Source organism: Stenotrophomonas mori (genome assembly GCF_023556335.1).
GTDB lineage: Bacteria > Pseudomonadota > Gammaproteobacteria > Xanthomonadales > Xanthomonadaceae > Stenotrophomonas > Stenotrophomonas mori.
This window is the reverse complement of sequence record NZ_JAIKTS010000006.1, coordinates 67,112-84,571: the sequence shown is the minus strand read 5'-3', so window position 1 is coordinate 84,571 and position 17,460 is coordinate 67,112. Positions and strand designations below refer to the sequence as shown.

16 protein-coding genes are annotated in these 17,460 nt (G+C 71.2%); 13 read left to right on the top strand and 3 right to left on the bottom strand.

What is annotated here, in order from left to right:
- Positions 1 to 298 precede the first annotated feature (298 nt).
- The 8 genes from K5L01_RS14365 (at position 299) to K5L01_RS14330 (ending at position 9,439) form a co-directional block, all read left to right on the top strand.
- Positions 299 to 838, top strand: a complete 540-nt coding sequence (locus tag K5L01_RS14365; protein WP_250065295.1) for a gamma carbonic anhydrase family protein — start codon at positions 299 to 301, stop codon at positions 836 to 838.
- A gap of 129 nt (positions 839 to 967) precedes the next feature.
- Positions 968 to 1,867: a DUF2167 domain-containing protein gene (locus tag K5L01_RS14360; protein WP_250065294.1), complete on the top strand. Its 900-nt coding sequence runs from the start codon at positions 968 to 970 to the stop codon at positions 1,865 to 1,867.
- Positions 1,868 to 2,055: 188 nt separating this feature from the next.
- On the top strand, positions 2,056 to 2,733 hold the full coding sequence (locus K5L01_RS14355) for an RDD family protein (protein WP_250065293.1): 678 nt from the start codon (positions 2,056 to 2,058) through the stop codon (positions 2,731 to 2,733).
- Positions 2,730 to 3,722 (top strand): stage II sporulation protein M, encoded by a 993-nt coding sequence (locus K5L01_RS14350; RefSeq protein ID WP_250065292.1) that lies wholly within the window; start codon positions 2,730 to 2,732, stop codon positions 3,720 to 3,722. The genes K5L01_RS14355 and K5L01_RS14350 overlap by 4 nt, the downstream gene beginning before the upstream one ends.
- On the top strand, positions 3,712 to 5,292 hold the full coding sequence (locus K5L01_RS14345) for a DUF4129 domain-containing protein (RefSeq protein ID WP_250065291.1): 1,581 nt from the start codon (positions 3,712 to 3,714) through the stop codon (positions 5,290 to 5,292). The genes K5L01_RS14350 and K5L01_RS14345 overlap by 11 nt, the downstream gene beginning before the upstream one ends.
- Positions 5,289 to 6,443: a DUF4350 domain-containing protein gene (locus K5L01_RS14340; protein WP_250065290.1), complete on the top strand. Its 1,155-nt coding sequence runs from the start codon at positions 5,289 to 5,291 to the stop codon at positions 6,441 to 6,443. The genes K5L01_RS14345 and K5L01_RS14340 overlap by 4 nt, the downstream gene beginning before the upstream one ends.
- Positions 6,440 to 7,459: an AAA family ATPase gene (locus tag K5L01_RS14335; RefSeq protein WP_250065289.1), complete on the top strand. Its 1,020-nt coding sequence runs from the start codon at positions 6,440 to 6,442 to the stop codon at positions 7,457 to 7,459. Before K5L01_RS14340 ends, K5L01_RS14335 begins: the two co-directional genes overlap by 4 nt.
- A 681-nt stretch (positions 7,460 to 8,140) precedes the next feature.
- Positions 8,141 to 9,439 carry a DUF58 domain-containing protein gene (locus K5L01_RS14330; RefSeq protein WP_250065288.1) on the top strand — a complete coding sequence of 433 codons (1,299 nt, stop codon included), beginning with the start codon at positions 8,141 to 8,143 and terminating at the stop codon, positions 9,437 to 9,439.
- Positions 9,440 to 9,673: 234 nt separating this feature from the next.
- Here K5L01_RS14330 and K5L01_RS14325 read toward each other — a convergent pair whose 3' ends face one another.
- Positions 9,674 to 10,861 (bottom strand): glutathionylspermidine synthase family protein, encoded by a 1,188-nt coding sequence (locus tag K5L01_RS14325; RefSeq protein WP_250065287.1) that lies wholly within the window; start codon positions 10,859 to 10,861, stop codon positions 9,674 to 9,676.
- 4 nt (positions 10,862 to 10,865) lie between these two features.
- Positions 10,866 to 11,429 (bottom strand): DUF1190 domain-containing protein, encoded by a 564-nt coding sequence (locus tag K5L01_RS14320; protein WP_250065286.1) that lies wholly within the window; start codon positions 11,427 to 11,429, stop codon positions 10,866 to 10,868.
- A 182-nt stretch (positions 11,430 to 11,611) separates the two neighbouring features.
- On the opposite strand from K5L01_RS14320, the gene ilvD reads away from it, so the two are divergent.
- Positions 11,612 to 13,450 carry a dihydroxy-acid dehydratase gene (ilvD, locus tag K5L01_RS14315; protein ID WP_250065285.1) on the top strand — a complete coding sequence of 613 codons (1,839 nt, stop codon included), beginning with the start codon at positions 11,612 to 11,614 and terminating at the stop codon, positions 13,448 to 13,450.
- Positions 13,451 to 13,797: 347 nt separating this feature from the next.
- Here the strand turns inward: ilvD and K5L01_RS14310 are convergent, their stop codons facing one another.
- Positions 13,798 to 14,010 carry a hypothetical protein gene (locus K5L01_RS14310; RefSeq protein WP_250065284.1) on the bottom strand — a complete coding sequence of 71 codons (213 nt, stop codon included), beginning with the start codon at positions 14,008 to 14,010 and terminating at the stop codon, positions 13,798 to 13,800.
- Positions 14,011 to 14,227: 217 nt separating this feature from the next.
- On the opposite strand from K5L01_RS14310, the gene K5L01_RS14305 reads away from it, so the two are divergent.
- From K5L01_RS14305 to K5L01_RS14290, 4 genes are all read left to right on the top strand, one after another.
- Positions 14,228 to 14,722 (top strand): hypothetical protein, encoded by a 495-nt coding sequence (locus K5L01_RS14305; RefSeq protein WP_250065283.1) that lies wholly within the window; start codon positions 14,228 to 14,230, stop codon positions 14,720 to 14,722.
- 683 nt (positions 14,723 to 15,405) lie between these two features.
- Entirely contained in the window at positions 15,406 to 15,852 is a 447-nt protein-coding gene (locus K5L01_RS14300) for a hypothetical protein (protein ID WP_250065282.1), read from the top strand.
- Between the two features lie 192 nt (positions 15,853 to 16,044).
- A complete protein-coding gene (locus K5L01_RS14295) occupies positions 16,045 to 16,590 on the top strand; it encodes a GNAT family N-acetyltransferase (protein WP_250065281.1) in 546 nt (181 codons plus the stop codon).
- Positions 16,587 to 17,261, top strand: coding sequence for a hypothetical protein (locus K5L01_RS14290; RefSeq protein ID WP_250065280.1), 675 nt, complete (start codon positions 16,587 to 16,589; stop codon positions 17,259 to 17,261). Before K5L01_RS14295 ends, K5L01_RS14290 begins: the two co-directional genes overlap by 4 nt.
- The last annotated feature ends 199 nt before the right edge of the window (positions 17,262 to 17,460 follow it).

Sequence of the window (17,460 nt, the reverse complement as noted above, 5' to 3'; positions counted from 1 at the left end):
CTGCCGCGTAGGCAGCTCAGAAAACTCCCGGGCGGAACGCAGGAAAGCGGTGATGGTCACTGCCGCAGTGGCAGACCAACAATCGCCATCAACTTCCCATCCGTCGGGCGCCCTGCCCATCCTCCAACGCCGAAGGCGACCGGGAGCCGGGGGGTGGCCCCGCACATCCGGCTACGCGGGGCGGCTGTGGCACTGCCGCTCCCCTTGGCACCAGGACAGGGCGACAATGGGCGGCCTGCAGTGCCGACCGACTGCATGTCCATAGTGCACCTTCCTGTTTCCCCCACTGGAGTTCCCCATGCCTCCCCTCCGCCCCTTCCTCGACAAATCCCCCACCCTCGGCCAAGGCGTCTACATCGACCCTGCCTGCACCATCATCGGCGACGTGGTGCTGGGCGATGACGTGTCGGTGTGGCCGGGCACGGTGATCCGGGGCGATGTGAACCATGTGCGCATCGGCGCGCGCACCAATGTGCAGGACGGCACCATCATCCATGTCAGCCACGAGAGCCCGTACAACAAGGGCGGCTACCCCACGCTGATCGGCGAGGGCGTGACCGTGGGGCATGGCTGCATCATCCATGCGTGCAGCATCGGCGATTACTGCCTGATCGGCATGGGCGCGTGCGTGCTCGATGGCGCGGTGATCGAGGACGAGGCGTTCATCGGCGCCGGTGCGGTGGTGGGGCCGGGCAAGCGGGTGGCGCGCGGCGAGTTGTGGGTGGGCAACCCGGCGCGGCCGGTGCGCACCTTGAGCGCGAAGGACATCGAGGGGCTGCGCTATTCGGCGGACCACTATGTGCGGTTGAAGGACCGGTACCTGGGGATGGCGGGCTGACGTCAGGCCGGCGGGGCGTTGTCCCGCTCTACAGGGCGCCACCCGCGTTTCCCGTTGCCGCCGGATCCACGCTGCCTCACACTGCCGGCCCCGGGCGTTGGGACGCCCTCCAGGGAAGGAAACCCTTTCATGTCGATCAGATCCATGGCGCTGGGCCTGCTGGCCGGCGCGACGCTGTTCTGCGCCGCTTCGCCGGCCGCGCTGGCGCAGGAGGAGCAGGACGCCGCGGCGTTCGTGCAGTCGCTGCATTTCCGCTCCGGCACCATCGAGGTGCCCGCCGCCAAGGCGCGCTTCAACCTGGGCCCGGAGTTCCGTTACCTGGACCAGGCCGATGCGCGGCGCGTGCTGGAGGACATGTGGGGCAACCCGCCCGACGAGGACGTGCTGGGCCTGATCGTGCCGCGTTCGCCGGGCCTGGCCGACGATGACAGCTGGGCGGTGGTGGTCACCTATGCCGACGATGGCTACGTGTCCGACGAGGATGCCGCCGGCATCAACTACCGCAAGCTGCTCCGCGACATGCAGGAGCAGATCGACGAGGCCAATCCGGAACGCGAGAAGGCCGGCTACGGCACGCTGAAGCTGGTGGGCTGGGCGGTGCCGCCGCGCTACGACGCCGGCAACAACAAGCTGTACTGGGCCAAGGAGCTGGAGTTCAACGGCCAGTCCGGCCATGTGCTCAATTACGGCATCCGCGTGCTCGGCCGCCACGGCTACCTGAGCCTGAACGCGGTATCGGCCATGGACGAGCTGCCGCTGGTGCGCACCGGCATGGAGCGGCTGCTGGCGATGGCCGAGTTCGAGCCCGGCGCGCGCTATGCCGACCACAACCCCAAGACCGACCGGATCGCCGCCTACGGCGTGGCGACGCTGATCGGCGGCGGGCTGGCGGCCAAGGCCGGGCTGTTCGCCAAGCTCGGTCTGATCTTCGCCAAGTTCTGGAAGCTGCTGCTGATCGGCGTGGTCGCACTGGTGGGCCTGGGCAGGAAGCTGCTGGGAGGCCGGCGCAAAGACGGCGGCGACCGCTGACAGCGGCCAGTCGCGGGCTGGGCAGCGCGGGCCGCGGCGGGTAAAGTCGGTCGCTGGCCGGACCTCGCCCGGCCGCGCGGCCGGCCGCGGCCCTGCCTGGGGCGGGCCGCGGTCCGCGATCCTCCCCGCCTCAGGCGGTGGGCGCGACCCGGCCACAGAGCGCAGCACCGCCGATGCCAGATACCCGCATGCTCGACACCCACCGCGAAGTGATCACGCCCGAGGGCGTGCCGCTGCAGCTGCCTGCGGCCGGCCCGGTGCCGCGTGCGCTGGCGTGGCTGATCGACCTGGCGGTGCGGTTCGGCGTGCTGGTGCTGATGAGCCCGCTGCTGATGGCCCTGGGCGGGCTCGGCCAGGGCCTCTACCTGGGGCTGATGTTCCTGCTGTTCTGGGGTTACCCGATCGTGCTGGAGGTCTGGTTCGGGCGCACCCTGGGCAAGCGTGCGCTCGGCCTGCGTGTGGTGGCGCGCGACGGTGCGCCGCTGGGCTGGATGCCGGCGATCGTGCGCAACCTGCTGCGCACGGTGGACATGCTGCCGTTCGGCTATGCGCTGGGGCTGCTGACCTGCCTGGGCGACGCCCACGGGCGCCGGCTCGGCGACCTGGTCGCCGGCAGCCTGGTGGTGCACGTGCCGGTGCCCCCGAGCCTGGCGCCGGCCCGGATCGATGCCGTGCAGCCACCGCCGCGGCCGCTGCAGCTGGAAGAGCAACAGGCGCTGATCGCGTTCGCCGACCGTGCGCCGGGGCTGTCGGAGCCGCGCCAGCGCGAACTGGCCGACATCGTCGACGGCCTGAGCGGTGCCCGGGGCCGGACCGGCGTGCTGCGCCTGTATGCCATGGCCAACTGGCTGCAGGGACGGCGATGAAGCAGGCGCAATTCGTCGACCGCCACCAGCACGAGTGGCGGCAGTTCGAGGACTGGCTGGAACAGCGCGGCGAGCGTGTACGCCGCGCGCGGCGTGCACCGGCCGCGGACCTGCCGGGCGACGAGACCATTCCCGAACGCTACCGGCGCCTGTGCCAGCAGTTGGCACTGGCGCGCCACCGCGGCTACAGCCCGCAGCTGGTCGAGCGCCTGCAGCAGCTGATGCAGCGCGGCCACAACCTGCTGTACCGCGCACCGCCGCCGCGCTGGCGGCGTGCCGCCGAGTTCCTGTTCGCCGATTTCCCGCAGCTGGTGCGCAGCCAGGCGGCGACGATGTGGGTGGCCTGCGCACTGTTCGCGCTGCCGCTGATCGGCGTGTTCGTGCTGCTGCAGTACCGCCCCGACCTGGTCCACCTGCTGCTCGATCCGCGCCAGGTCGCACAGATGGAGAAGATGTACGACCCCGCCGCCGAACACCTGGGCCGCGACAGCGGCACCGACTGGGCGATGTTCGGCCACTACATCATGAACAACATCAGCATCGGCCTGCGCACGTTCGCCAGCGGCCTGCTGGCGGGCCTCGGCACGGTGCTGGTGCTGCTGTTCAACGGCCTGACCATCGGCGCGGTGGCCGGCCACCTGCACCAGATCGGCCATGGCGACCCGTTCTGGCGCTTCGTGGTCGGGCATGCGCCGTTCGAGCTGACCGCCATCGTGATTGCCGGTGGCGCCGGCCTGCAACTGGGCCTGCGCCTGATCGCCCCCGGCCGCAGGCGGCGCATCGATGCCTTGGTGGAGGGCGGGGCGATCGGCGCGCGGCTGTGCCTGGGCGTGGCCTTCATGCTGCTGGTGGCCGCCTTCATCGAGGCCTTCTGGTCGTCCATCGCCTGGGTCCCGGCATGGGGCAAGTTCACCGTGTCCGGCGTGCTGTGGGCGCTGGTGCTCACCTGGCTGTGGCGCGGCGGGCACGGGAGCGGCGATGCGCATTGACCAGCTCGACGTGGTGCTGCGCGCGCGCTCGCAGTGGGAGGCGATGGAGCTGGGCACGGCGCTGGTGCGGCGCCACGCCAGGGCCATCTGGGTTCCATGGGTACTGCTGACCCTGCCGCTGTTCGCGCTGCTCAACGGCGCGGGCTGGTGGCTGGACAACTACTGGTTGCCGGCACTGCTGATGTGGTGGCTGAAACCGGCGTTCGAGCGCATCCCGCTGTACGTGATCTCGCGCGGTGCGTTCGGCGCCGAACCCGCGCCCGCCGCCACCCTGCGCGCGCAGTGGCACTGGGGCTGGCGCGGCCTGCTGCCCTACCTGGGCTGGCGCCGGCTGAGCCCGGCACGGGCGCTGCTGATGCCGGTGGACCTGCTCGAAGGCGGCGATGCCCGGCAACGGCGTGCCCGGCGGCGCGTGCTGGGCGGCGCGGCCTATGGCCATGCCTCGCTGCTGACGCTGGTGTTCTGGCACTTCGAGGCGATGCTGCAGCTGGCCGGCATCGCCCTGGTGTTCCTGTTCGTGCCGCTGGACGCGCTGCCGGAATCGCTGCGCATCGCGGTCTCGCTGATCGGCAGCGATACGCCGGCCTGGGTCTGGCTCGGCCTGAACCTGCTGGCCTGGGCGGCACTGACGCTCATCGGGCCGTTCTACAGCGGCGCCGGCTTCGGCCTGTACCTCAACCGCCGTACCCAGCTGGAAGCCTGGGACGTGGAGATCGCCTTCCGCCGGCTGCGCCAGCGCCTGCAGGGCGGCGCGCCCTTGCTGGCGCTGGCGTTGCTGCTCCTGGCCGGCCTGCTGCCGCCCGTGCCCGGGCGGGCGCAGAACGCCGCCAACCCGCAGACGGCAGCCGACGACAACCGCAAGGGCGCCACCCTCCGGGCGCCCGGCGACCCCACCCCGGCGGCGATCTTCGGGCCGGCGCCGGTGGACACCGCCGGCTTCCGCCAGGCCGCGGCGCGGGCCTACGAGGACCCGCAGCTGGGCGCCAGCCATACGCTGTGCCACTGGGAGCGCAGGGAACCGGCAACCGCCAGGCCCCCGAAGGACTGGGATTTCCCCGCCGACGGGATCTTGCGCGGCATCGGCGACCTGCTGGCGCTGCTCAGCCGCGGCGCGCTGTGGATCGTGGTCGGCGCACTGCTGTTGGCGCTGCTGCTGACCATGCGCAGGTGGCTGCCTTGGCTGCGCGGCGGCGGACGCCTGCCGCGGCACGGCGCGGCGACCCCGGTCGCCCACACCGCGCTGCAACTGCCCGAGGTCCTGCCGCCGGACATCCTCGCCAGCGCCCGCCGGCTGTGGCAGGAAGGCAGGCCCCGGCACGCGTTGGCCCTGCTATACCGCGCCAGCCTGGACGAACTGTCGCGACGGGCCGGGATCGTGCTGCCGCCCGGCAGCACCGAGGCGCAGTGCCTGCGCGCGTCCCGGCGCATGCCGGAAGAGGCGGACCGGCGCCTGTTCGCGCGCATGGTGCGCACCTGGCAGTACGCGGCCTATGCCGGCCGGCTGCCGGCCGATGCCGATTTCCAGGCGCTGCTCGATGATCTGCAGCGGCATTACGGATGGCCGGCATGAGCATCCGTCTGCGCAATGCACTGATCGCGCTGGCCGCGCTGCTGCTTGCCACCCTCGCCGTCACCTGGTTCCTGCGCAGCTACCAGCGCGTATGCGGGCCGGCGCCGCTGCCGGTCTATGGCGAACCCAGCTTCAACCCCGTGTTCGCCCTGCGCGAGACGCTGCGCCGCGATGGCCTGGAGGCCGAATCGCGGCGGACGCTGGACCTGCCGGCGATGCGCCTGCAGCCACGCGACACCCTGTTGATGCTGGACGACCCGCGCGGGCTCCCGCCCGCCGAGGTCGAGCAGCTGCTGGAGTGGGTGGAGCACGGCGGCCACCTGCTGCTGGCCGTGCCGCCTGCGGATCCTGCCCTGGACGGCCAACGGACCCTGCTCGACCGCCTGGGCATCCTCCCCGACAGCACGCCGCCCCGTTGCCAGCGCTGGCGGGTGCCGGGAGAGGCCGCGCACGACGAGTTCTGCGGCGGCACCCGGTTCACCCTGGCCGCGAACAGCCGCGCCGAGCGCCGCTGGGGCGATGGCGCCGACGCGACCCTGGCCTATGCGCGGCTGCGCTTCGGCAGCGGCCGCGTCGACGTACTGGGCGACACCGGCTTCCTGCGCAACGGTGCCAACCGCGACGGTGCCACGGACACCGGCCTGCGCGATCCCGTGCACCGCGACCTCGCCCGGCTTGTGCTCGCACCCAACTACGGCAAGGGCCGCATGCACCTGGTCTACGCGGTGGATGCCCCCTCGCTGTGGAAGACCCTGCTGCAGCGCGGCTGGCCGATAGGCGGGCCGATGCTGCTGGCGCTGCTGGCCTGGCTGTGGATGCGCGCCCAGCGCTTCGGTCCATGGCTGCCGTCGCCGCGGCAGGAACGCCGCTCGCTGCTCGAACACGTGCGGGCCAGCGGCGAGCACCTGCACCGCCATGGCAGGAGCGCACTGCTGCATGAGGCGATGCGCACCGCGTTCCTCGCCCGCCTGCGGCGGCGCGCGCCGCTGGCCGCCGCGCTGGAAGGCGACGCCCACCTGCAGGCCATCGCCGACCATCTGCGGTGGCCGCTGGAGCGCGTGCGCACTGCCCTGCAGGTACCCTCCCCACGCGACGACACCGCGCTGCGCGAGCGCATCGCCCTGCTGATCCAGATGAGAAACCAGCTATGACCGACCAGCCTTCTCCCCCCGCCCTGCCCGGCGAGGCCCCCGTGCCGCCGCCTGCATCCGCCCCGACCGACCTGCTCGCCCGGGTCGAACGGCTGCGCGACGCGATCGGCCAGGCCTTCATCGGCCAGGCCGAGGTGCTCGACCAGATCCTGGTCGCGCTGCTGGCCGGCGGCCACGTGCTGATCGAGGGCGTGCCCGGCCTCGGCAAGACCCTGCTGGTGCGCGCCCTGGCGCAGGCACTGGAGCTGGACTACGCGCGCGTGCAGTTCACCCCGGACCTGATGCCCAGCGACGTCAGCGGCCACGCGGTGTACGACCCCAAGACCGAGAGCTTCAAGATCCGCCGCGGCCCGGTGTTCACCCACCTGCTGCTGGCCGACGAGATCAACCGTGCCCCGGCCAAGACCCAGTCGGCGCTGCTGGAGGTGATGCAGGAAGGCCAGGTCACCATCGAAGGCCGCGGCTTTCCGCTCGACCCGCCGTTCCTCACCCTGGCCACCCAGAATCCGCTGGAACAGGAAGGCACCTACCCGCTGCCCGAAGCCCAGCTGGACCGGTTCCTGCTCAAGGTGCTGATCGACTATCCCCAGCTGGACGACGAAAAGCGCATGGTCGCGGCGATCACCGCCGGCCGCAGTGCCGGCGACTTCGACCTGTCGCAGGTACCGCGGGTGATGAACGGGCCCGACGTCGTGCGCCTGCAGCAGGCGGTGGCGGCCATCACCGTCGACCCGCAGGTCATCGACTACGCGGTACGGATCGTGGCCGCCACCCGCAACTGGCCGGGCATCGCCCTCGGCGCCGGTCCGCGCGGCAGCCTTGCGCTGGTCCGCGCGGCGCGTGCGCAGGCGGTGCTGGCCGGACGCGATTTCGTCACCCCCGACGACGTGCGCGAGATCGCCAGGCCGGCGCTGCGGCACCGCATCGCGCTGGCGCCGGAACTGCAGATCGAAGGGCAGTCGGCGGACGATGCGTTGACCGCGCTGTTGGCGAAGGTGGAGGCGCCGCGCAAGTGAGGGTTGTGGGCGGCCATGCAACTTCGGTACCTGCTCCCTCGTACACGGTGCGGGGGGAGGGTTCTGGGTGGGCTGCTGTTGCCGTCACTGCCATGTGTGCATCCATCGAGGTCGCCGCACAGGCAGGAATTGCGGTTGCGGTTGCGGTTGCGGTTGCGGTTGCGGTTGCCCGTGATCTTGCTTCTGCTTTCCAGCCCTTGACTCCCACCGCCGTAGAGCGAGCCGAGTACCGCGGCGGGCCGAAGGGCGAAGAGGCGCACGTGCCTGAGCGGAGCGAGTTGTGCGCCGTCCCCTCGGCACGCGGGGAGCGCAGGGAACCGATGCGGCACAGCCGCATCGGATCGCGTCCGGCGCGTGTTTCTTTTGGCTATCTTTTCGTTGCACGAGCAAAGAAACGTGGCCCAAGGAAACACGCCCGTGCCTACGCGCCCGACGCGCTGCGCGCGCCGGGTCCACTCCGCCGGCGGGATTTTTCGACGAGACATCCCTGTCTCGTCGAAAAACGGCGTGCATCCCTGCACGCCGCCCTTCGGGTTTTTCCCGCCGGCTCCGTCGCTGCAAAAGGGGGCCCGAAGGTCAAAAACCAAAATCGGCAGCAAAGTCACGGGCAACCGAAACCGCAAAAATCTTCGTGCTTCCGCATCTGCCTGCAGGCAACGAACCCGTCATGAAGGTCACCGCGTGAGGCCCACCCCCCTGCTGATCGCACTGCTCGCCCTGTGGGGCCTGCTCGGCATCCCCGTCGCCCTGCACCTGCTGCCCACCGGAATCTGGACGGCCATGGCCTGCGCGATCGCCCTGCCCGCCCTGGCAGACGCACTATGGCTGCGACGCCGCCCCACCCCCACAGTACGGCGCGAATTGCCTGAAACCCTGGCTCTGGGCGTAGAACGCGAGACCTGGTTGCAGCTGGACAGCTTCGGCCGGCAGCGCGTGGACGTATTCGACCTCGTGCCCGGCGGCTGGAGCACGCGCGGGCTGCCGCGCACACTGCGCCTGTCGCGCGCCAGCGAATCCCGCTTCAGCTACCACTTCACCCCTGGCGCGCGCGGTGCGTTCGTCTTCGACGGCATCCAGCTGCGCCTGCATTCGCCGCTGCGGCTGTGGCGGCAATCGCGCATCGCCGGGCAAGCGCAGAAGGTGCGGGTCTATCCGAACTTCGTGCCACTGACACGCCTGGCCCTGCTCAGCGCGGAAATGGCCTCGCGCCTGGTCGGCGCGCACCTCAAGCGGCGCCGCGGCGAGGGGACCGATTTCCACCAGATGCGCGAGTACCGCGTCGGCGACAGCCTGCGCCAGATCGACTGGAAAGCCACCTCCCGCGCGCGCAAGCTGATCTCGCGCGAGTACCAGGACGAAAAGAACCAGCAGGTGCTGATGCTGGTCGACACCGGACGGCGGATGATGGCCGACGAAGGCGGGCTGTCGCATTTCGACCACGCCCTCAACGCCGCGCTGGTGGTGTCCTACCTGGCGCTGCGCCAGGGCGACGGCGTGGGCCTGTTCGCCCGTGGCGGCGATACCCGCTGGGTCGCGCCGCAACGCGGCCTCGGCACCCTCGACACCCTGCTGCGTGCCAGCTACGACCTGCAGCCACGGCCGGTGGCCACCGACTACCTCGCCGCGGCCTCCGAGCTTGCGCTGCGGCACTCGCGGCGCTGCCTGGTGATGCTGGTGACCAACGTCCGCGACGAGGACATCGAGGATCTGTTGGCCGCCGTGCGCCTGCTGCAGAAGCGGCACCTGGTCTGCGTGGCCAGCCTGCGCGAGCGCGAACTGGACGATGCCCTGGCCCGCCCGGCCAGCACCCTGCCCGACGCGCTCCAGGCCGGCGCCATCGCCCGCTACCTGCAGCAGCGCGCCGCCGCCCACGACGCCCTGCGCAGCCATCGGGTGATGGTGCTCGACGTGACCGCCGACGCACTGCCGGCCGCGCTGGTCGAACGCTACCTCGCGGTCAAGCGCGACGGATTGCTGTAGCGCCGGGGCATTGCCGGCAAGGCTCCAGCGGGGCACGGCCCCGCTCTACCGGGTGGGCGCGAGCGGCGGACGGCGACGGTATCGGGAGTGTGCTTCCCTGCGATTGGCACCCATCCATCCCGGCGCGGTGTAGCGCCGGGCCTTGCCCGGCGGGGCATGCCCGGCAAGGCTTCAGCGGGGCACGGCCCCGCTCTACCAGGTGGGCGCGGGCCCCGCTCTACCGGCGATCCGCGATCAGACGTAGATGCGGGTGCTGCCCTGGGGGGCGTCGTCGATGATGGCGTGCGGCAGGAAGCGGGCGCTGTCGCGGGTGATGCGGCTGTCGTCCTCGCGCATGCCGATGCCGCAGGCACGGTCGCCCACCACCCAGCTGCCGACCATCGGGTAATTGCCGTCGAATCCCGGCAGCGGATGGAACGCCTGGCGGATGCAGGGGCCGGCATACGGGCCCTCGCTCTCCTGCCAGCGGCCATCGGCCATGTGCATGGCGACGTTGGCGCCTTCGCGCGAATGCAGCGGCTTGCGCACCCACCCGGCGGGCAACGCGCTGCCATCGTCGAAATGCGCCTCCAGCAGGTTGGGATGGCCGCGATGGCGCTGCCACAGCAGCGGCAGGATGCCCTTGTTGCTCAGCACCGCCTTCCATGCCGGCTCCAGCAGCTGTACGCCGGCGCGCGGCAGGGCCGCACCGAACTCCTCGCGCATCAGGTCTTCCAGCGGGTACAGCTTGAACAGGCTGCCGATCACGGTGTCGTCCAGATCGGTGAAGCGGCCGTCGGCCGACAGGCCGATGTCCTCGATGGCCAGCGCCGCGGCCGGCAGGCCGGCCTGGGCGGCGCAGTCGCGCAGGTAGGCGACCGTGCCCTGGTCCTCCTCCGACTCGCGCACCGCACTGAAGTACAGCGGCGGCGGCAGCAGCCCGGCCAGTTCGGCGAACCGCTCGACCAGCGCCTCATGGACGGAGTTGAACTGGTCCGCCTGCTGCGGCAGGGCGCCGCGGTTGCGCTGGTCCTCCAGCCACTGCCACTGGAAGAACGCCGCCTCGTACAGCGAGGTCGGGGTGTCGTAGTTCAGTTCGTACAGCTTCGCCGGACCGTTGCCGTCGTAGGCGAAATCCAGGCGCCCGTAGAGGTGCGGATCGCGGCGGCGCCAGCTCTCGGCGATCCAGTCGCGGAACGCTGCCGGGATCGCCAGCCGTTCCATCCATTCCTCGCTGGCCACCACCTCGCCGACCAGGTCCATCGCCATCGCATGCAGCTCGGCGCTGGGGTCTTCCAGGTCGTTCTCGATCTGGCGCAGGGTGAAGGCGTAGTACGCGGTTTCGTCCCAGTACGGCGCGCCGTCGATGGTGTGGAACCGGAAGCCGCAGTCGGCGGCGCGAGCGCGCCAGTTGGAGCGCTCGGCGATGGCAACCCGCTTCACCGCATCAACCGCCGGAGCTGCTGCGGCCGCCGCTGCGCGCGCCGAAACCGCCACGGCTGGCGGTGACCGCACGGTTCGGTTCGGCGGCCACCGGGGCCAGCCCGGCCTTGCCGGCGCCGATGCGGCTGCCGGTGTTCAGGCCACCGCTGCCGCCCGGGGCCGCGGCCGGCTTGGCCCAGCCGTTGGCCTTGTCGCGGAACGCCGGCTGCGCCGCCGGGGTCGCCGCGGCACGGCCGTTGTTGAGCATCTGCGACATGAAGAAGCCCATCATCATCGGGCCCACGAACGAATGCCCGGTGCTGGTGCGCTGCTGCACGCACTGGTCGGCCGGGTACTCGGCGGCGCATGCCTCGCGGCTGGCGTACTGCGGCGCCACGTCGGCGGACTGCTGCTGCGCGGTGGCGAACGCCTGGCGGCAGCTGGACGGGTCGCCGGTGGCCTCGCTGCAGGCTTCCACCGAGGTGTACAGCCCTTCCTGCACCTGCACGGCCTGTTCCTTCTGGCAGGCGGTGAACAGCAGCGGCGCGGTGCTCATCAGCAGCAGCGCGGTGGTCCGGGAACGCTTCATCGTCGGTAACTCCCTGTAAAGTCGTTGGCGAATGATGCCCGATCCGGCGCGCCGTGGCACCTGTGCCGGTGCCGGCCCCGGGCGCGGCGGCCGGCCGGCGGGGGCGGTGACGGTTGCAACAGCAACCGCGTTCTTCATGCAGAATCGGGACTGCCGTATTTTCCTTATTCCACGTCGTTCCCATGCCCGAATACCGCTCGAAAACCTCCACCGCCGGCCGCAACATGGCCGGCGCCCGCGCCCTGTGGCGCGCCACCGGCATGACCGACGGCGACTTCCACAAGCCGATCGTCGCCGTGGCCAACTCCTTCACCCAGTTCGTGCCCGGGCACGTGCACCTGAAGGACATGGGGCAGCTCGTGGCGCGCGAGATCGAGGCCGTGGGCGGAGTGGCCAAGGAGTTCAACACCATCGCCGTGGACGACGGCATCGCCATGGGCCACGACGGCATGCTGTATTCGCTGCCGAGCCGCGAGATCATCGCCGACTCGGTGGAGTACATGGCCAACGCGCACTGCGCCGATGCGCTGGTGTGCATCTCCAACTGCGACAAGATCACCCCCGGCATGCTGATGGCCGCGCTGCGGCTGAACATCCCGGTGGTGTTCGTGTCCGGCGGGCCGATGGAAGCGGGCAAGACCAAGCTGGCCGAGAACAAGCTCGACCTGATCGACGCGATGGTCGCCGCCGGCAACGAGGCCATCAGCGACGAGCAGGTGGCCGCGATCGAGCGCAGCGCCTGCCCCACCTGCGGCTCCTGCTCGGGCATGTTCACCGCCAACTCGATGAACTGCCTGACCGAGGCGCTGGGCCTGTCGCTGCCGGGCAACGGCACCGTGCTGGCCACCCACAGCGACCGCGAGGCGCTGTTCAAGCGCGCCGGGCGCCTGATCGTGGAGCTGTGCCACCGCTGGTACGGCGGCGAGGACCCGACCGCGCTGCCGCGCGGCATCGCCACCTTCGAGGCATTCGAGAACGCGATGACGCTGGACATCGCCATGGGCGGTTCCACCAACACCATCCTGCACCTGCTGGCCGCCGCGCAGGAGGGCGAGGTGGCCTTCGACCAGCGCGACATCGACCGCCTGTCGCGGCACGTGCCGCAGCTGTGCAAGGTGGCGCCGAACACGCAGAAGTACCACATCGAGGACGTGCACCGCGCCGGCGGCATCATCGCGATCCTGGGCGAACTGGCCCGCGGCGGCCTGCTCAACACCGACGTGCCGACGGTGCACAGCCGCAGCCTGGGCGAGGCCATCGCGCAGTGGGACGTGTCCCAGGTGCAGGACGCCGCGGTGCATACGTTCTACAAGGCCGGCCCGGCGGGCATTCCCACCCAGGTGGCCTTCAGCCAGAGCACGCGCTGGCCGTCGCTGGACCTGGACCGCGCCGACGGCTGCATCCGCGACGTCGCCCACGCCTTCTCCCACGAAGGCGGCCTGGCGGTGCTGTACGGCAACCTCGCCGCCGACGGCTGCGTGGTCAAGACCGCCGGCGTGGACGAGTCCATCCATGTGTTCGAGGGCAACGCCCGCGTCTACGAGAGCCAGGACGCCGCGGTGAAGGGCATCCTCGGCAACGCCGTGCAGGCCGGCGACGTGGTGGTGATCCGCTACGAGGGCCCGAAGGGCGGCCCGGGCATGCAGGAAATGCTGTACCCGACCAGCTACCTGAAATCGAAAGGCCTGGGCAAGGCCTGCGCGCTGCTCACCGACGGCCGTTTTTCCGGCGGCACCTCGGGCCTGAGCATCGGCCATTGCTCACCGGAGGCGGCGGCCGGCGGCACCATCGGCCTGGTCCAGGACGGCGACCGCATCCGCATCGACATCCCGCAGCGTGGCATCCACCTGCTGGTGGACGACGCCGAACTGGCGCGCCGCCGCGAGGCCCAGGACCGCAAGGGCTGGAAGCCGGCCGAAGCGCGCGCGCGCAAGGTCAGCACCGCACTGAAGGCCTACGCCCTGCTCGCCACCAGCGCGGACAAGGGCGCGGTGCGGGACAAGGCGCTGCTGGACGGCTGAGGCGCACCGCACCCGCCGTATCGTCTCCGGCAGGCATTGCCCGACCCGCTGCGGCGCCGCGCCACGGCGGGCGGCCTCCTGTACGGCAACGACCGGCGGTGCGGCTGCTGGCGGCCACGCGGCAGGCGCCGGTACCGGCCGGCGGAGCCCCCTCCGTCGCTGTGGCCACAGCAGCCCCGGAGAACGGCGACCTGCGGCAACTGGCGGCGCAGGTCGCGGTACCGAAGGGCTGCGATGCGTCCGTGGCGGCGGCCGATTCCGCGCTCGTGGCGGGGCAGCGGCAGTCCCCTGACCCGACCGGGGAACGCAGCGAGGCGCGCACCGCACCACCGCTCCCGCCGCCCCGGTCATGCGGCACGACCGACGCATGCACGCTCTCCGGTGCCATCCGGTGCCCCTCTTCCATACGGGTCCGGCATGAACCGGAAAGCCCCCGTCCCGAACAGACCGGGCCGCTGTTTCTCGACGGCCTCAACGGCGACGGCCTGGACGGCGTGATGGCGCTGTACGAGGAGGGAGCGGTGCTCGTCGACCGCTCCGGTGACCTGCTGGTCGGTCATGGGGCCATCCGACGCCCCTGCCAGACCCTGCACGCCCGCCCCCAGTACCCGGCCGGACACTCGCCCGCACCGGGAAGTCCCCCGCGCAGGCTCCCCGGTGGCGGTGCTTTATGGAAGACTGCGCACGGGCGCTTCGGGGACGCCGGCATGCAACGACCTTGCACCGCCCGCCGCTTCCCACCGCCACCTCCGCCCCCGCTCCTTCCACAGGCCCCCCATGACCGCCCAGGACCAGAACACCTCCCTCGCCCAGCTCCTCGATGACAACGGCATTTCGCTGGCCGCGATCCGGGATGAGCACCATCCCGGGTTCGCGCTGCAGAAAGCACGGCTGATCGGGTTGCTGAAAAGCGGGCAGATCACCGAAAAGCGCGTCAAGGCCCTGGCCAAGGTGCTGCCTGGCGCCAACGAGGCCCTCAGGGGTGTCTCCAGCGATGCCAAGGAGTCGCAGGTGGCGCTGATCGAGTCGCTGAAATCCAGCCACGCCTCGGCCTACAGCGTGATCGAGAAGATCGTCGAGCAGGCGACATCCGACGAGCTGCGCCTGGAAGCCCTGCAGACGGTGGAGCGGATCGCCGGCTCGAACGATGCGACCCATACCCAGATCGCCGCGTCCAACAACACCACCTTCAAGTATGTGGCCGGCGGCATCCTCGCCGGCCTGGTGCTGGTGGCCGGCGGTGCCGCGGCGAAGGCACTGTCCCGCCGCTGACCGCCCGGCCCGGTGTCGCCAAGGCGGTCCTCCAGTCTGCCCGGGCATAGGGGGCAGGGACGGCCTCCGGCGGCGGCCGCAGACACCGGGAGCCCGGCCAGCGCGCGTCCGGCAACAGGCACGCGAGCGGCCGCCCGCCGACGCCCGGGCATCCTCCTGCACGGTGGCCCGGGCCCGGGATCAGCCCTTCCAATCTCCGCGGTTTCATCGACAATCGCACCAGGAGGGCCACCGCCACGGCCGGGGCCCGGCCCTCCCTGGCTGCGATCGATTTTCCGGCCGGGCAGCTTCGACAGGGAGGCAGGACGCATGTCGATACACGACGGGATCCGCATGGGCCCGCAGGCCGCGGCGCAGGACCGCGGCACCGGGAAGCGTGGGCGCAGCGCGCTCGCAGCCACCGCGGCCGCATTGGCGCCGGCGTGGCCCGTTGCCGGTGCCACGCCGGTCACTGCAGGCGTCGCCGGCCGCATCACCACCGTGCTCCCCGCGGCCGGTCCGCGGGAATGGCCGCACGCGCTTCCTCCACCGTGCCTCGTCTCGCGGCTGCGCGAACAGTCCCCCCTGGCAGCCACTCGGCGCCGCTTGCCACGCCTGCCGGAACGTCCCCGCGAACTGCCGGCCCCCGGCCATGCCAACCGCCACCGACCGCAGCCGTTCCCTCACGGCGCCTGGATGCCATGATGCCCATCTCCATCACCAAAGCCCGGGATTTCTCCCGGGATGCCGACTACCTGGCTTTTTCCGTGGTACGCCTGCGCAATGCGCACCTGAAGGGCCTGGGAGGGCGGCACAGCTGGGTCCGTATCGAGAACACCGGCAATGGCAAGGTCCTGTACCGCCGTGTCCGTGGCGCCGGTGCCAGTGCCGGCGCATCCACCGGGCTGCCGGCCAACGCCATCGAGATCGACTACGACTCCCGCCTCGAACTCGGCATCGAAGGCCCACGCGATGCCACCCACTTCCATGACTGCAGCCTCACCGTCGGACCGGCCAGCCGCCTGGGCGAACTCAAGGCGCACTGGCGACACCCGAACATCGAATACCGTGTGCCGTACCGGCTCGCGATCCTGAGTCTGGCTCTGGGCCTGCTCGGCGCGCTCCTGGGCGCGCTGAGCCTGGTCCGGTGACGGCCCACGCGCGGACTGCAACCGGCCCGACCGTGACGGACCGCCACCGCCGGCCGCCGGCAGCGCGCGCTGGCAGCGCGGCGGACCGTATCCCCGCCGCATGCCAGGCGCGCCGCCAACACGCGTCCGGCAACAGGCACGCGAGCGGCCGCCCGCCGACGCTCGACCAACGCAGTCGCCAGGAGACCGGGCATGCACATCCGCGCACTTGACCCCCACGATGCCGCCGCGCTGCGGCACTGCCGGCTGCAGGCCCTGGAGGAGTCGCCGGAGGCGTTCCTGTCCAGCCACGCCGAAGCCCTGGCGACACCGCTGGCAGCACTGGAAACCGAGCTGGCGGACCCGGCCATCCACTACCTGGGGGCCTTCAACGACCACGGGCTGGTCGGCTTCATGCGCTATGTGCGTTTCTCCCGCCACGCCCGGCAGCATGTGGCGGAGGTACGGAGCGTCTATGTGCGTCGGGCCCAGCGCGGCCAGGGCGTGGCACGGCAGCTGCTGCAGCGGCTCATCGACAGCGCGCGCGGTGCCGGCATCGAATCGCTGATCCTGTCGGTGCTGGCCGACAACCACCCGGCGCGCCGGTTGTACGACTCCAGCGGCTTCCAGCTGTATGGCGTCGAGCCCAGGGCGGTCAGGCACGGTCCGCACTACCAGGACCAGGCGCTGTATGTACTCGACCTGGGCCGGAGCGGGGTATCCGCCACGCCGTTGGACGCGGGCAGGACGGAGCGTTGAAGGACACTCCGCGCCTGCGGCCGTTCGGGATCGTCGCCAGCGAACAGGCGACCAGCATCGCGGTCGCCCGCTTCGACCTGACGCCGTTCATTTCCGCCGGCATTCCGTTCCCGGTGATGCACCGCTCCGCCCACAGTCTGCGCGTGATCGCCGACACCACGGGCCTGTCGGTGAGCCCGCTGCTGGACGACAGCGGTGAGGACGCGGTGCGCGTCCACGGGTACTTCAACAACCGGCGCGAACTGAAGATCGATGCGGTATGGGTCAAGGCAAGCTCGGCAAAGTACCGGACGGCGCTGGCGCAAAGGAACCTGACGGGCGGGCTGATCGACCAGCGCCTGCCGAGCGGGCTGCATGCCGACCACATCGTCAACCGCGCCTCGCTGCGCGCCCTGCTCGCCGCCGGGCATGCCCCCTGGCTGATGCTGTTCGAAGTGCCGGCCGCCGCCAACTCCGGGTTCGGCGCGCTCGTCGAGCGCCACCTGCCGCCCTTCGACGAAACGACCCCGCAGATCCACCTGGGGCCGGAGCACATCTTCAAGCTCTATGCCACCGACTGGCCACGCAACCGGAACGAGTTCGAGAAGGCGCTCAAGGACATCGCCGACCAGGTGCACAACCCCCGGATCGTCGCAGACATCCGGACCCGGTTCGCCCCCCTGTTCCGCTGAGACCCCTTGCCGTGCGGTGCACGTCGGCCACGGCAGGCCTCCCCGGCAAGCCGCCGGCGGCCACTGCGCAGGCGATGGTTCGATGTCCGGCGGACCAGGCCACGCATTGCCGCGGGCGCACGGTGCGCGGCACCGTCCACACCGCTGTTCTCCGTTATAGTCCGCGGGCCACACGCTGCATGCGGGGCAGGGCCCGGGG